General features: G+C 68.3%; 12 protein-coding genes. 1 reads left to right on the top strand and 11 read right to left on the bottom strand.

Annotated features, from left to right (window positions below; translation table 11 throughout):
- Window positions 1-11 precede the first annotated feature (11 nt).
- From C8P69_RS16300 to C8P69_RS16290, 3 genes are all read right to left on the bottom strand, one after another.
- A complete protein-coding gene (locus C8P69_RS16300) occupies window positions 12-1,292 on the bottom strand; it encodes a TRAP transporter large permease (protein WP_108178492.1) in 1,281 nt (426 codons plus the stop codon).
- 15 nt (window positions 1,293-1,307) lie between these two features.
- Window positions 1,308-1,829 carry a TRAP transporter small permease gene (locus C8P69_RS16295; RefSeq protein WP_108178491.1) on the bottom strand — a complete coding sequence of 174 codons (522 nt, stop codon included), beginning with the start codon at window positions 1,827-1,829 and terminating at the stop codon, window positions 1,308-1,310.
- A 71-nt stretch (window positions 1,830-1,900) separates the two neighbouring features.
- Window positions 1,901-2,890 carry a TRAP transporter substrate-binding protein gene (locus tag C8P69_RS16290; RefSeq protein ID WP_108178490.1) on the bottom strand — a complete coding sequence of 330 codons (990 nt, stop codon included), beginning with the start codon at window positions 2,888-2,890 and terminating at the stop codon, window positions 1,901-1,903.
- 145 nt (window positions 2,891-3,035) lie between these two features.
- Between C8P69_RS16290 and C8P69_RS16285 the strand changes: the two genes are divergently transcribed.
- Window positions 3,036-3,728 carry a GntR family transcriptional regulator gene (locus C8P69_RS16285; RefSeq protein WP_108178489.1) on the top strand — a complete coding sequence of 231 codons (693 nt, stop codon included), beginning with the start codon at window positions 3,036-3,038 and terminating at the stop codon, window positions 3,726-3,728.
- A 1-nt stretch (window position 3,729) separates the two neighbouring features.
- Here the strand turns inward: C8P69_RS16285 and C8P69_RS16280 are convergent, their stop codons facing one another.
- From C8P69_RS16280 to urtB, 8 genes are all read right to left on the bottom strand, one after another.
- Window positions 3,730-4,098, bottom strand: a complete 369-nt coding sequence (locus C8P69_RS16280) for a hypothetical protein (protein ID WP_108178488.1) — start codon at window positions 4,096-4,098, stop codon at window positions 3,730-3,732.
- A gap of 89 nt (window positions 4,099-4,187) precedes the next feature.
- Complete coding sequence (locus C8P69_RS16275) at window positions 4,188-6,407, bottom strand: transglycosylase domain-containing protein (RefSeq protein ID WP_108178487.1); 2,220 nt, start codon at window positions 6,405-6,407, stop codon at window positions 4,188-4,190.
- Between the two features lie 128 nt (window positions 6,408-6,535).
- A complete protein-coding gene (locus tag C8P69_RS16270) occupies window positions 6,536-9,346 on the bottom strand; it encodes a [protein-PII] uridylyltransferase (protein ID WP_108178486.1) in 2,811 nt (936 codons plus the stop codon).
- An 88-nt stretch (window positions 9,347-9,434) separates the two neighbouring features.
- On the bottom strand, window positions 9,435-11,036 hold the full coding sequence (locus tag C8P69_RS16265) for a gamma-glutamyltransferase family protein (RefSeq protein ID WP_108178485.1): 1,602 nt from the start codon (window positions 11,034-11,036) through the stop codon (window positions 9,435-9,437).
- Between the two features lie 99 nt (window positions 11,037-11,135).
- A complete protein-coding gene (urtE, locus tag C8P69_RS16260) occupies window positions 11,136-11,831 on the bottom strand; it encodes an urea ABC transporter ATP-binding subunit UrtE (RefSeq protein WP_108178484.1) in 696 nt (231 codons plus the stop codon).
- Between the two features lie 3 nt (window positions 11,832-11,834).
- The gene (gene urtD, locus C8P69_RS16255; protein WP_108178588.1) at window positions 11,835-12,629 is read right to left on the bottom strand and encodes an urea ABC transporter ATP-binding protein UrtD; all 795 of its coding nucleotides are present in this window, start codon (window positions 12,627-12,629) and stop codon (window positions 11,835-11,837) included.
- Window positions 12,630-12,654: 25 nt separating this feature from the next.
- A complete protein-coding gene (gene urtC / locus C8P69_RS16250) occupies window positions 12,655-13,797 on the bottom strand; it encodes an urea ABC transporter permease subunit UrtC (protein WP_108178483.1) in 1,143 nt (380 codons plus the stop codon).
- Window positions 13,797-15,401 (bottom strand): urea ABC transporter permease subunit UrtB, encoded by a 1,605-nt coding sequence (urtB, locus tag C8P69_RS16245; protein WP_108178482.1) that lies wholly within the window; start codon window positions 15,399-15,401, stop codon window positions 13,797-13,799. Before urtB ends, urtC begins: the two co-directional genes overlap by 1 nt.
- Window positions 15,402-15,441: the final 40 nt, after the last annotated feature.

Here is a 15,441-nt window from a genome sequence, read left to right as displayed (position 1 = left end):
ACCTCGATGGATCAGCGGAAGACGGCGGGGAGCCAGAGGGAGAAGGCCGGGACATAGGTCACGAGCAGCAGCACAACGATCGAGGCGCCGTAGAAGGGCCAGATGGTGCGCATGCTCTCGCCGATCGACACCTTGCCGATGGCGCAGGCGACGAATTGCACCGAGCCGACGGGCGGGGTGTTGAGGCCGATGCCGGCGTTGAGGATCAGGATGACGCCGAAATGGATCGGATCGACGCCGAAGGCCTTCACCACCGGCAGCAGGATCGGCGTGAGGATGATGATCATCGGCGCCATGTCCATGAAGGTGCCGAGGAAGATCAGGATGACATTGATCAGCAGCAGCATCACCGTGGGGTCGTTGGTGATGCTCTTCATGAAGGCGACCGTCTGGGCGGGCACCTGCAGGAAGGCCATGAGCCAGCCGAAGGCGCCGGCCGTGCCGATGACGAGCAGCACCATGGCCGTGGTGCGCACGGCGCCGAGCGTTGCCTCGACGAAGTCGGTCCAGGACAGCTGGCGATAGACCAGCACGGTGATGAATAGCGCGTAGACCACCGCGACGCAGGAGCTCTCAGTGGCGGTGAAGATGCCGGAGCGCACGCCGCCGAAGATGATGCCGATGAGCAGCAGGCCCGGCGTCGCGATGACGAGGGTGCGTCCGACCATGGACCAGCCGGGGAATGTGCCGGCGGGATAGCCGCGCCGCACGGCGACGATATAGGCCGCCACCATCAGCGATGCGGCCAGCATCAGGCCGGGGATGATGCCGGCCGTGAACAGGTCGGCGATCGAGAGATTTCCGCCCGCTGCCAGCGAGTAGATGATCATGTTGTGGGACGGCGGGATGAGCAGCGCGATGATGGCGGCGTTGGCCGTGACGTTCACCGCGTAGTCGGCGTCGTAGCCACGCTTCTTCATCTGCGGGATCATCAGGCCGCCGACGGCCGAGGCGTCGGCGACCGCCGACCCCGAGATGCCGCCGAACAGGGTGCAGGTGACGATGTTGACCTGGCCGAGGCCGCCGCGCAGGTGGCCGACGAGGGCGGCGGCGAAGGCGATGAGGCGCTCGGCGATGCCGCCGCGAATCATCAGGTCGCCGGAATAGATGAAGAACGGGATCGCCATCATGGCGAAGGCGTTCATGCCGGAATTCATCTGCTGGAAGATCACCACCGGCGGCACGTCCATGTAGAGGACGGTGGCGAGCGAGGCGACGCCAAGGCAGAAGGCGATCGGCATGCCGATGAGCAGCAGCAGGGCGAAGCTGCCGAAGAGAATGGCGAGTTCCATCGGTGCGTTCCGGCCTTACTCGATCAGGGGGGCGGCGGCATCGACCGCCTCGTCGGTGCCGGCCAGGACCATCAGCAGGCGTTCGACGGAGAAGAGGGCGATGAGCGCGCCGCCGACGGCGACCGGCACGTAGTCCCAGCCCTGGCTGATGCCGATCATCGGGGTGATGGCGCTCCAGGTGCCGACGGCGAGCTGCGTGCCGTAGCCGAGCATGGCCAGCCCAAAGCCCACGAGAAGCACCTCGGTGACAATCTTCAGGACGAAGCGGAGCGGCGGTGGCGAGGCTGCAAGCCCAATCTCGAAGCCGATATGGCCCCGCTCACGCACGCCGGTTGCTGATCCCAGTAGGATGAACCAGCTCATCAGCAGGAGCACGGCCGGCTCGGTCCAGGTCGGCGTGTCGTTGAGGATGTAGCGACCGAAGATGCTCCAGAACACGAGCACGGTCATCACGACGACCCCGAAGCCTGCAACCAGCAGCGAGATGCGGCTGAGCAGGGCTGCCACGGGGCTGAGGCGGGCGAGAATGGCTTGCATGGGGAATGGCCGCGTCACGGGAGCGGAACGGGCCCGCCACCGTGGGCGGCGGGCTCGGCGGAGAAGCGTGTTCAGGTCAGGGCCTGGATGCGGGCGACGAGCTCCTTCATCTTCGCGTCGGTGACGAAGCGGTCGTAGACCGGCTTCATCGCGTCGATGAAGGGCTGCTTCTCCACGGTGTTGATCTGCGCGCCGCCGGCGCGGACCTTGGCCTCGGAAGCCTTCTCGCGGGCATCCCAGAGCTCGCGCATCTTGGCGACCGATTCCTTGGCCGCGGCGCGAATGAGCGCCTGGTCGGCGGCGTTGAACCGGTCGAACGAGCGCTTCGACATGACGAGCACTTCGGGGCTGAGCGAATGCTCGGTCGCCGAGAAGAACTTCGCCACCTCGAAATGGCGGGTCGACTCGTAGCTCGGCCAGTTGTTCTCGGCACCGTCGATGACGCCGGTCTGCAGGCTGGTGAAGACCTCGCCGAAGGGCATGGGCGTGGCATTGGCGCCGAGCGCCTGGACCAGGGCGACGAACATGTCGGACTGCTGCACGCGGATCTTCATGCCGCGCATGTCGGCCGGCGTGTTGATCGGGCGCTTGGAGTTGTAGAAGGAGCGCGATCCCGAATCGTAGAAGGCGAGGCCGACCAAACCATGGGCCGTGAAGTCATTGAGGATCGAATCGCCGATCGATCCGTCCATGACCTTCCGCATGTGATCGACCGAGCGGAAGATGAAGGGCAGGGCGGGCACGTTGGTCGACGCGATCAGATTGTTGAACGGCGCCATGTTGATGCGGTTCATGTCGATAACGCCGAACCGCGTCTGGTCGATCGTGTCACGCTCCTGGCCGAGCTGGGCGGAGTGGAACACGTTGATCTTGATGCGGCCGCTGGTGCGCTGCTCGAGCAGCTGGCCCATGAACTTCACCGCCTCGATGGTCGGATAGCCATCGGGATGGATGTCGGTGGAGCGCAGGGTGACGGTGGCCTGGGCCGAGGCCGGGCCGATAATGGCGGGGCCGGCCACGAGGGCGCCGGCGGTGGACACGAAGGTGCGGCGTGTCAGCATGGGGGATCCTCCCGGTTGCGAACAGGTCCCTTCTGGCGGGGACATATCAGGGGATCGGCTGCCCTCCCATTTGTGGGCTTCCCGATCTGGGCGCAGCCTAGTATACACTTGTATGGAAGTTCAAGCGGGAAAGAGCGGTGACACCATGACCGTGGCCATCCTCCACCAGCCGCCGCCGCGCATCATCGAAAGCGCGGCCGCGCGGGTCGAGCGCGAGCTTCGCGCCGGGATCATCGACCTGACGATAAGGCCGGGCGAGCGCCTGTCGGAATCGGAGATCGCCGACCGGTTCCAGGTGTCGCGCCAGCCGGTGCGCGAGGCCTTCATCGCGCTGATGCGGCAGGGGCTGGTCGACGTCCAGCCGCAGCGCGGCACGGTGGTGGTGAAGCTGTCGGTGCGGCGGATGCTCGACGCCCGCTTCATCCGCGAGGCCATCGAGGTGGCCATCGTCCGGCGCGCCTGCGAGCGCTTCGACCCGCACTATCGCGACCGCGCCGCGGCCCTCATCGCGGCACAGGAGGAAGCGGCGCGCACCGGCGATCACGCCTCTTTCCAGCGGCTCGACAGCCTGTTCCACATCGCCCTGGCGGAAGGCGCCGACTGTCTCGAGGCTTGGAATGCGGTCGAGATGCAGAAGGCCCATATGGACCGCGTCTGCGCGCTGACGCTGCACTCACCGGGATCGATGGGCCCGCTCGTGACCCAGCACCAGGCCATCCTCGACGCGGTGGAGGATGGCGATCCGGAGCGCGCCGTGGCGGCCATGAGCCACCACCTCAGCGAGATCCTGCGGGCCGTGGCCGGGCTCGAGCTGAAATTCGCCGAGCTGTTCGAATAGCTCAGCGTCCTCGCCAGGTGTTGCCGGGCGGCGGCGTCGTCGCCGGATGGGCGGAGGGGATCGACGATCCCCACGAGGCGCGGCCTGGCAGCGCGGCCGCGGCGCGGCGGCCGAAGATGCGGTGCAGGATGGCTGTGACGCCGAAGATGACGGCGAGGCCGAAGAGCCAGCCGAGCATGATGGCGCCGATGCCGAGGCTGTGGGCGCCAGCGGCGATCCAGGCGAAGCTGAAGGGCTCGGGGGTGAAGCCCGGGACAGAGCCGTAGGACACCATGCCCGTCCCGATCGTGTCGAAGACGAGATAGGACAGCAGCGCCACGAACGACCAGACGGCGGCGCCGGCAAAGGCTCCCCACCAGACGAAGCGCATCGACCTATCCTCCCTACCCGCACCATCGCGGCTTTCCCCTGAGGATGTGGGGATGGCCCCCCGCCGTTCAAGTGCGGCGGAATGCGCGGTCAGCGGAAGAGGCGGTCGAGGAGGCCATTGCCGGGCTCGGGGCGCAGCACGGCGCTGCGGTCCTCGGCCTCGCCGGCGGGCCGCTGCGGCCGGCGGCCGGCAGGCTCGACCCGCGACATGGTCATGGGCTGGTCCAGGGTCTCGCCAGGCAGGATGCGGCCCGGCGCGTCGTAGGAGCGCCAGTTACCCGGCAGGTCGACGATCGACTGGCCCTTGTGCGCCTCCGCCATGGTGCGGTTCCACACGTCCACCGGCAGGCCGCCGCCGGTCAGCCGCCGGGTCGGCGTGCCGTCATCATTGCCGAGCCAGACGCCGGCGATGAAGCGCCCGGTGTAGCCGACGAACCAGGCATCGCGGAAATCCTGGCTGGTGCCGGTCTTGCCCGCGACGATCCAGCCGGGCAGGCGCACGGTGCGGGCCGTCCCGGAGACCGTGGTCTGGTTCATCATGGCGTTCATCATTGCCACGTGCCGCGGCTCGACGACCTGGCCGAGGGTCATCGGGCGGCGCTCGAAGAGCACGCGGCCGCTCGTGGTGCGGATCTTGGTGATCACGTGCGGCACAACGCCGACGCCGCCATTGGCGAAGGGCGCATAGGCGCCGACGAGTTCCAGCACGTTCACCTCGGAGGTGCCGAGGGCAATGGAAAGATTGGGCGCGAGGGCCGAGCCGATGCCGAGGCGCTGGGCCGTGCGCACGACCGCGCGCGGGCCGACCTCCTGCCCGAGGCGCACGGCGACGGTGTTCAGCGAGGAGGCGAGGGCGGTGGTGAGGTTCACCTCGCCGCGATAGTCGCGGGTGTAGTTCTCCGGCCGCCATCCCGCGATGGAGACGGGCGAGTCCGAGCGGACGCTGTCCGGCGTCAGGCCATTCTCGAGGGCGGCGAGATAGACGAAGGGCTTGAAGGCGGAGCCGGGCTGCCGGCGCGCGGCGACGGCGCGGTTGAACTGGCTCTGCGCGTAGTCGCGGCCGCCGACGAGGGCGCGCACGGCGCCGTCGCGGTCGAGCACCACCACCGCGCCTTGAGAAACGTTGAAGCGCTGGCCGCCGCGGGTGAGGGCGTCGACCAGGGCCGCTTCCGCCGTCTGCTGGACAGGACCCAGGACCGTCGTCTCGACCATCAGGTCGGTCTCGACCTTGCCGACATAGTCGTCGATGAGGTCCATGACCCAGTCGGCGACATAGTTGATGGAGCCGCCGGGAATGGTGCGGCTGGCATGGGCGGGATTGGAGCGGGCGAGGCGCGCCTGTTCCTCGGTGATGTAGCCCTGGTCCGCCATGGCGGCGAGGACGAGCTGGGCACGGGCCTGCGCGGCTTCGGGGTTGCGTGTCGGAGCAAGCCGCGACGGCGCCTTGACGAGGCCGGCAATGACCGCGGCTTCCTGCACGGTGAGGGCAGTGGCGGGCTTGTCGTAGTAGCGGCGGGCGGCCGCTTCGATGCCATAGGCGCCGGCGCCGAAATAGACCCGGTTGAGGTAGAGCTCGAGGATCTGGTCCTTGGAGTAGTTGTGCTCCAGCCAGAGGGCGAGCAGCGCCTCCTGGACCTTGCGGCCCAGCGTGCGGTCGGGATTGAGGAACAGGTTCTTGGCGAGCTGCTGAGTCAGGGTCGAGCCGCCCTGGCTGACGCCGCGGTTCGTCAGGTTGGTGACGATGGCGCGGCCGAAGCCGATCACGTCGATGCCGAAATGCGAGTAGAAGCGCCGGTCCTCGATGGCGATGAGCGCCTGCGAGACATGTTTCGGCAGGCTCTTCAGCTGGATGGCGGCGCCGCCCATGTCGCCGCGGTTGGCGAGTTCGGTGCCGTCGGCGGCAAGAATGGCGATGTTCGGCGGGCGCGGCGGCACTTCCAGCGTGTGCGTTGGCGGCAGGTGCGCCGCATACCAGGCGACGATGCCGGCGACCGCTATGAGGCCCCAGATGGAGAGGGTCGCGCCCCAGATGACGAGTGTGCCGAAGAGCCCGCGGCGGCGGGCGCGTCGCGGCTTGTCATCGCGGTTGCGGTCGCCCCCGCCGGTGCGGCGGCGCGAGGGGCGCGGAGCCTCCTCCTCGTCCTCGTCGCGGCGGCGGGACCGGGCGGGCTTGGGCTGTTTCGGGGCGGTGGCAGCTTCCGCATAGCGCTGCCAGGGGCGGTCTTCCGGCGAGGCGCGCAGGTCCATGCCGCCGCGGGCCGTGCCGAAGCTCGGTTCGATCCGGTCACCCTGTCGGCCGCGCCGCGCCATGCCTCGCTGTCACCCCCATCGCGTCCTGATGACGCTCTTCACCGGTAAAGCGGGCGCGATGAAGGGGGGGTTAAGGCATTTTTGCGGAGCGCCTTCATTCTCCGGCAGGGTTAACGGGCCGCGAGCATTTACCGGCCCGCCTCGTCCTCGAGCACGCCGGTCAGCACCTTGCGGATCGCCGTCTGGCGCTGGGCGGACTGGATCTTCGCGCCCATGAGGTCGGTGACGTAGAACACGTCCACGGCCCGCTCGCCGAAGGTCGCCACATACGCCGAGGCGATGTTGAGGCTGTGGCGGGAGAGCGCCGAGGTGAGATCGTGGAGGAGGCCCGGCCGGTCGAGGCCGGAGACCTCGATGACAGTGTAGCGGGTCGACCAGGTGTTGTTGATGGCGACGTCCGGGTTGATGCGGAAGGTCCGGGAGCGGTTGCGCGCCGGCGACTTCTTCGCCACTGCCGCCACCGCCTCGCCAACCTTGAGCTCACCGCGCAGCGCCTTCTCGATGGCCTCGGCGATGCGGCGGGCGCGCCTCTCCTCGTCCTCGTCGCGGTCGAAGCCGCGGGTGATGGAGATGGTGTCGAGGGCGAGGCCGTCCGTGGTGGTGTAGATCTGCGCGCCGACGATGTTGGCGCCGGTGGCCGCACAGGCGCCAGCGATGATGGACAGCAGGCGCGGGTGGTCGGGCGCCAGCACAGTGAGGTGCGTCACGCCCTGGCCTGCGAGGAGATCGACGCGGCTCGCCAGCGACTTGCCCTCGGCCTCGGCGGCCATGAGGAAGCGGGCGTGCTCGATCTTGGTGGCGAGGTCCACCTTGAGCCAGTAGGCGGCGTAGTGGCGGCCGATATAGGTGTCGAGCGCATCGCCCGAGAGCTCCGGCAGCCGCTCGGGGACTGCCTTGCGGAATTCCAGCTGCGCGAGTTCGACGCGGCGGGAGCGGTTGACCTCGGAGAAGCCGCCGGTCACGACCGGCTCGGTCTCGTAGTAAAGCGTCTTGAGGAGCTGGCTCTTCCAGCCGTTCCAGACGCCCGGCCCCACCGCCATGATGTCGGCGGTGGTCAGGATGAGCAGCAGCTTCATCCGCTCGAGCGACTGGACCACATTGGCGAAGGTCTCGATGGTCTTGCGCTCGGCAAGGTCGCGCGACTGGGCGATGGTCGACATGACGAGGTGCTGTTCGACCAGCCAGGCCACCGTCTCAGTTTCGAGGGCGGTGAGTCCGAAGCGCGGGCAGAGCTTGCGGGCGATCTTCGCGCCGGCGGTCGAATGGTCCTCGGGCTTGCCCTTGGCGATGTCGTGCAGGAACAGCGCGACATAGAGCAGGTCGCGGTTGCGCGGCTGGATCGACTTGACGATGTCGGCGGCCAGCCCATCCTCCGGCTTGCCGTCATGCTCGATGCGGTGGAGCACGCCGATGCAGCGGAGCAGGTGCTCGTCCACCGTGTAGTGGTGGTACATGTTGAACTGCATCATCGCCACGACCCGGCCGAAGTCAGGCACGAAACGGCCGAGCAGGCCTGCCTCGTTCATCCGGCGCAGCACCACTTCCGGCGTGTTGGCGGAGGTGAGGATCGACAGGAAGAGCTGGTTCGCCGCGGGATCGTGGCGCAGCTTGTCGTCGACCAGCTTCAGCGACTTGGTGAGGAGCCGGATCGCATCGGGGTGGAAGGCGAGATTGTAGCGATCCGCCAGCCAGAACATGCGGATGAGATTGACCGGGTCGCGCGAGAAGGCGCCCTCGTCCGCCACGGTGATGCGATCGTGGTCGATCTGGAAATCGGCGCTCTCCTTGAAGCCGCGGCGCGATTTCGGCCGGAGCCTTGCGATGAAGCGGTCGAGGACGGGGGCGGGCTTTTCGTGGCGCTCTTCCAGCTCGGCACAGAGGATGGCGGTGAGGTCGCCGACATCCTTGGCGATGAGGAAGTAGTGCTTCATGAAGCGCTCGACATCGACGAGGCCGTTATGGTCGCGATAGCCGAGGCGCGGGGCGAGCTCGCGCTGCAGGTCGAAGGACAGGCGCTCTTCCGAACGGCCGGTGAGGAAGTGCAGGTGGCAGCGGACCGTCCACAGGAAGGTCTCGCAACGCCGGAACATCTGCGCCTCGCGGCGGGTGAAGACGCCCTTGCGGGCCAGTTCCTCGTCGGTCTTCACCCGGTAGGCATAGCGGGCGATCCAGAACAGCGTGTGGAGGTCGCGCAGGCCCCCCTTGCCATCCTTGACGTTGGGCTCGACGAGATAGCGGGACTGGCCGGTCTTGCGATGCCGCTCGTCGCGCTCGGCGAGCTTGGCGGCGACGAAGTCCGGGACGGTGTCCTTGACCACCTCGGCATCGAAGCGGCGCTCCAGCTCGCCGAAGAGCTTCTCGTCGCCGAGGATGTAGCGCGCCTCCAAGAGGGCGGTGCGGATGGTGAAGTCGGCGCGGGCCTGGCGGATGCATTCATCCACCGACCGGGTGGCGTGGCCGACCTTCAGGCCCATGTCCCAGAGGCAATAGAGCATGGCCTCGGCGACGCTCTCGCCCCAGGCGGTCTGCTTGTAGGGCAGCAGGAACAGGAGGTCGATGTCGGAGCCCGGCGCCAGCATGCCGCGGCCGTAGCCGCCGGTGGCGACGATGGTCATGCGCTCGCCGGATGACGGGTTCTCCGAGGGGTAGAGCTGGTCGGTGATCCAGCCATAGAGGGTGCGGATGACGTCGTCCTGGAACAGCGACAGGGCCTCGGCGCAGGTGCGGCCGTCGATGCTGGCGATGAGCCGTTCCTCGGCAACCTTCCGGGCCTCGATCAGGCGCTTCTTGAGGAGCTGGACGACCTCGGCCCGGGCCTCGCGCGTCCGCCCCGCCTCGACCTTCACGCGCCGGACATCGGCGACGAGCAGGGCCGGGTCGAGGAGCGGGCCGCGCGGCGCTGCGCTGCGCGACGGACGGAGGGTGACAGGCGAATCCATGGGCGTCTTCACGTCATAAGGGTCGGCGGACCATACGCGCATCGCGGGGGTGATGCGAGCGAGCTGGCTTCAGGCCTGACCAGCGCCCCTAGAGGCCGGCGGCGCCTCCGTCGGCACGGGGATCGTGTGCCCCGGAGAGCGACATGTCGGTGTGCAGCGTGACGCCGCCGGCATGGCCCATCGTGTCGGAATAGGCTTCATCCACGACGGCGGTCTGGTGGCCGATCTTCTCGAGCGACGCGATGAGACCCTCGTCGAAGCGCGGCTCGAAGCGCAGGCTGGTGACCGAGGATCCCCAGGTGCGGCCGAGCAGCCAGCGCGGCGCGTCGAGGGCTGCCTCCAGCGGCTGGCCATGGCGCACGTGCCGCTCGAAGATCTGCGCCTGGGTCTGCGGCTGGCCCTCGCCGCCCATGGTGCCATAGGCGAAGACGCGCCCGTCCTTCAGCTGGGCCATGGCCGGGTTCAGCGTGTGGAAGGGGCGGCGGCCCGGCTCGAGCGGATTGAGCGCGCGCGGGTCGAGCACGAAGCTCGCGCCGCGGTTCTGCATGAGGAAGCCGGTCGACTTCGAGACGCAGCCGGAGCCGAATTCCCAGTAGATCGACTGAATGTAGGAGACGACGCGGCCTTCCGAGTCCGCCGCGCCCATCCAGATCGTGTCGCCCGGGGCGGGCTTGTGCGGCCAGGGCAGGGCGCGGCCCATGTCGACCTTGCCCGCCTCGGCCTTCAGCGCGTCTGGCCGCAGGAAGGCGAGGGGATCGCCGTCGAGGCGGTCATAGTCGGTGACGAAGCGATCGCGCACGATGAAGGCGCGCTTGGTTGCCTCGACGATGCGGTGGACGAAGCCGAGCGTGTCCGGGGTCACCGAGCCGTGCATGGCCTCAAGCTGGTCGACGATGCCGAGGATCATCAGCGAGGCGAGGCCCTGCGTCGGCGGCGGCATGTTGTGGAGCGTGCCGAGCGAATGGGCGAGGCTCAGCGGCGCGCGCTCGACCGCGTAATAGGCCTGGAGGTCGGCGCGGGTGACGGGCGAGCCGATGGCCTCGAGGTCACTCGCGAGTTCGCGGGCGATGTCGCCGCGATAGGCGTCCTGGAACCCGGAGCGGGCGAGGTGGTCGAGCGTGTCCGCCAGCGTCGTCTGCTTGAGGATCGTGCCCTCGGTGGGCGGCTTGCCGTCAACGAGGAAGGTCTCGGCGAAGCCGGGGCAGTCCTTCAGCTCGTAGAGCTTGTCGACGGTGAGGCGGGCCTGGGAGCGGCTGACCTTGTAGCCCTCGCGCGCTGCGCGGATGGCCGGCTCCATCATGACGGTGCGTGGCAGCTTGCCGCCGGAGGCCTTCGCCATGGCATTGGCAAGGCGCCAGCCGCCGATGGCGCCGGGCACGGTGAGCGCGGCCAGCGGACCGCGGGTCGGGATCTCGTAGAGCCCCTTGTCGAGATAGGAACGGAGCGTCGCGCGCTCGCCGGCATAGCCGCAGGCCTCGATGCCGTGGACGCGGCGGCTCGGCTGGTGGATGAGCCAGAAGCCGTCGCCGCCCACATGGGTCATGTGCGGATAGACCGCGGCGATGGTGGCCGCGGCGGCGATCATGGCCTCGATGGCGTTGCCGCCCTCGGCGAGGATCTGCCGGCCAGCCTCTGCGGCGGCGGCGTGGGGGGCGGCGACAACGCCGCGCGAGAAGGGGCCTTCAGACATGCATGCGCTCTCCGGACCGCCAGGATAGACGAAGGCGCGACGAAACGGGAATATGCAAGCCCGCCGTGGAGGACCCTGTGCGCGGTGAACGCAGCGGCGTCAGATCGCCATGCTCTTGTGGAGCGCGTCGCGGTCCACCTCGCCCTTCAGCCCCTGCACCACGACGCGGCCGCGCTCCATCACGTAGAAGCGGTCGCCGAGCTCCTCGGCGAAGTCGAGATATTGCTCCACCAGCAGGATGCCGATGTCGCCCTTCTGGCGCAGATAGTCGATGGCGCGGCCGATATCCTTGATGATCGAGGGCTGGATGCCCTCGGTGGGCTCGTCCAGCACGATGAGGCGCGGACGGGTGACAAGGGCGCGGCCGATGGCAAGTTGCTGCTGCTGGCCGCCCGAGAGGTCGCCGCCGCGACGGCCGAGCATGTCCTTCAGGACGGGGAAGAGCGAGAAGATGTCATCGGGGATGGTGCGGTCGGCGCGCTTCAGGGGCGCAAAGCCCGTCTCCAGGTTCTCCTTCACCGTCAGCAGCGGGAAGATCTCGCGGCCCTGCGGCACATAGGCGATGCCCCGCCGCGCGCGCTCGAAGGGCGGCATGCGGCTGATGTCCCGGCCCTCCCACAGGATTTCGCCGCCGGAAATCGGCTGATGTCCCATGATGGCGCGCATGAGCGAGGTCTTGCCGACGCCGTTGCGGCCGAGGACGCAAGTGACCTTGCCGGGCTCGACCACGACGGAGACCTCGCGCAGGGCCTGGGCGGCGCCGTAATGGAGATCGACGGATTTGACGTCCAGCATGGATCAGCGCCCCAGATAGACTTCGATGACGCGCTCGTCCGCGCTCACCTGGTCGAGGCTGCCCTCGGCGAGGACCGAGCCCTCGTGCAGGCAGGTGACCTTCACGCCGAGGTCGCGGATGAAGCCCATGTCGTGCTCGACCACGACCACCGAATGGGTCTTGGCAATGTCCTTGAGGAGGTCGGCGGTTGCGGCGGTTTCCACGTCGGTCATGCCGGCGGCCGGCTCGTCGACGAGCAGGAGCTTGGGGTCCTGCGCCAGCAGCATGCCGATCTCCAGCCACTGCTTCTGGCCGTGGGAAAGGTCCCCCGCCAGGCGCTTGCGGTGGTCGCCGAGGCGGACGATGCCAAGGATCTCGTCGACGCGGCGGGCGATCTCGGCCGAGCGGCGTTGGAACAGCGTGCCGAAGACGGTGCGGTCGGCCTTCACCGCCATGTCGACATTGTCCTCGACCGTGTGGCTCTCGAAGACGGTCGGCTTCTGGAACTTGCGGCCGATGCCGAGATTGGCGATGGCCGTCTCGTCGAGGCGGGTCAGGTCCACCTCGCCGGCGAAGATGACGTCGCCGGTGTCCGGCTTGGTCTTGCCGGTGATGATGTCCATCATCGTCGTCTTGCCGGCGCCGTTGGGGCCGATGATGGCGCGCATCTCGCCGGGGGCGATGACGAGCGACAGGTTGTTGATGGCGCGGAAGCCGTCGAAGCTCACCGAGACGCCGTCGAGATAGAGCAGCGACTGGGTGACGACCTGCGGGCGCTCGATGGCCTTGACGGGCTCGGTGGGCAGCTGGGTTTCCATCGGATCGATCAGCATCGGGACCCCCTCACTCGGCCGGCTGGCCCACGGCCTTGCCGGCCGGGGGCTCGCGGGTCTCGCCGCGGCGCTTCCACCAGTCGGTGAAGGTGCCGAGGATGCCCTTGGGCAGGAACAGGGTGACGACGATGAACAGGCCGCCCAGGGCGAAGAGCCAGCCCTGCGGGAAGACGCCGGTGAACCAGCTCTTGGCGAAGTTGACGAGGCCTGCGCCCAGCGCTGCGCCGACCAGCGTGCCGCGGCCGCCGACCGCCACCCAGACGATGGTCTCGATGGAATTGGCGGGGGAGAATTCGCTGGGATTGATGATGCCGACCTGCGGCACGTAGAGCGCCCCGGCAATGCCCGCCATGACGGCGGAGACCGTCCAGACGAAGAGCTTGAAGTGCTCGACGCGGTAGCCGAGGAACCGCGTGCGGGCCTCGGCATCGCGCACGGCGATGAGGATCTTGCCGGCCTTCGATGTGACGATGGCGCGGGCGAGGAGATAGCCGATCATCAGGGCGATGACCGAGAGCGAGAACAGCACCGCGCGGGTGGTCTGCGACTGGATGTTGAAGCCGAGGATGTCCTTGAAATCGGTCAGGCCGTTATTGCCGCCGAAGCCCATGTCATTGCGGAAGAAGGCGAGCATCAGCGCGTAGGTCAGTGCCTGGGTGATGATCGACAGGTAGACGCCGGTGACGCGGGAGCGGAAGGCGAACCAGCCGAAGACGAAGGCCAGCAGGCCGGGAACGAGGGCCACCATCAGCATGGCATAGGGGAAGGAGGAGAAGCCCCACCAGGTGATCGGCAACTCCTTCCAGTTCAGGAAGACCATGAAATCGGGGAGGATCGGGTGGGAATAGACACCGCGAGGGCCGATCTGCCGCATCAGGTACATGCCCATGGCATAGCCGCCGAGGGCGAAGAAGGCGCCGTGGCCGAGCGAGAGGATGCCGCAATAGCCCCAGACCAGGTCCACCGCGAGGGCGAGCAGGGCATAGGTCATGTACTTGCCCCACAGGCTCACTGCCGTGTTGGACACGTGAAAGGGCGAGCCCGGCGGCACCATGAGGTTGAGGACCGGCACCATGACGGCGGCGAGGGCGAGGAGGACGAGGAAGATCCAGCCGGTGCGGTCGATCTTCTCGAGGAGGAACCGGGTGAGCATCATTCCACCGCCCGGCCCTTGAGGGCGAAGAGGCCCCGCGGACGCTTCTGGATGAACAGGATGATGAAGACGAGGAGCAGGATCTTGCCCAGCACCGCGCCCGCATAGGGCTCGAGCAGCTTGTTGGCGATGCCGAGCGTCATGGCGCCGACCAGCGTGCCCCAGAGGTTGCCCACCCCGCCGAAGACCACGACCATGAAACTGTCGATGATGTAGCCCTGGCCGAGGTTCGGCGAGACGTTGTCGATCTGGCTGAGCGCGACGCCGGCAAGGCCGGCGATGCCGGAGCCGAGGCCGAAGGTGAAGGCGTCGACCCAGTTGGTGCGGATGCCCATGGCGCCGGCCATGCGGCGGTTCTGGGTGACGGCGCGGGTCTGCAGGCCGAAGGGCGTGCGCTTCAGGAAGAGCAGCAGCGCGGCGAAGACCATGGCCGCGAAGATGATGATGGCGAGGCGGTTGGCGGTGATGGCGAGGTGGCCGACCTCGAAGGAGCCGCTCATCCAGGAGGGCGTCGTGACCTCGCGGTTGGTCGGGCCGAACCACGAGCGCACCGCCTGCTGCAGCACGAGGCTGACGCCCCAGGTCGCCAGCAGCGTCTCCAGCGGCCGGCCGTAGAGATGGCGGATGATCAGCCGTTCGATGGCGATGCCGATGGCTCCCGCCACCAGGAAGGCCATGGGCAGGGCGATGAACAGCGAGACGTCCATCAGGCCCGGCGCCATGGTGCGCAGCACCTGCTGGACCACGAAGGTCGTGTAGGCGCCGATCATCACCATCTCGCCATGGGCCATGTTGATGACCCCCATGACGCCGAAGGTGATGGCAAGGCCGATGGCGGCGAGCAGCAGCACCGAGCCGAGCGACAGGCCGTACCAGACATTCTGCACCGCCTCCCAGACGGCCAGGGTCCGGCGGATGGCGACGGAGGCGCTCTCGGCGGCCTCCCGGACCCGCGGCGGCGCATTGGCGGGGAGCGAGCCGAGCATGCGAAGGGCGTCCTGGTCGCCGCGGCGCTGGATGACGCCGATGGCGGTGATGCGGTCGGCCTCGTTCGCTTCGGAGCTCGCGACGACGACGGCGGCGCGCGCCTCCTCCATGAGGATGCGGATGCGCGGGTCGCGCTCCTGGGTGATGGCCTGTTCGAGGGCCGGCAGGGCGGTGGCGTCGCGCGACTTGAAAACGGCCTCGGCCGCAGCCGCGCGGCGGGCCGGGTCGGGGTTCATCAGCGTCAGGGCCCCCATGGCGGCGTCAATGGCGCGGCGCACGGCATTGTTGAGGCGGACGGGGCGGGTCGTGCCGGCATCGGCGACCGGCTCGCCAGTGAGGGCCGAGACGAAGCTGCCGCTCGGCTCACGGATGAAGACGGCGCGATCGGCCTGGCGATAGACGAGGCGGTTGTCGCGCAGGGCCTCGATGACCGGGGCGGCGCGGGGTGAGCCGGAGGTTGCGAGGGCGGCAACCGCGCCGGCGATGTCGTTGAAGGTTTCGGTCGCCATCCGCTGGATCAGCGGGGCGGCGTCCTGCGCCCGGGCAGAGGGCGGGGCGAGGAGGAAGACGGCGAGAAGGGCGGCAAGGAGGGCCGCGAGGCCGGGGCGTCGGATCATGTCGCTCAAGCTCGGCCCTCTTCAGGAAAGCACTGCCGGG

It is taken from the genome of Phreatobacter oligotrophus (assembly GCF_003046185.1).
Taxonomy (GTDB): domain Bacteria; phylum Pseudomonadota; class Alphaproteobacteria; order Rhizobiales; family Phreatobacteraceae; genus Phreatobacter; species Phreatobacter oligotrophus.
The sequence above is the reverse complement of the archived record's forward strand: the minus strand, read 5'-3'. Positions and strand labels throughout refer to the sequence as shown.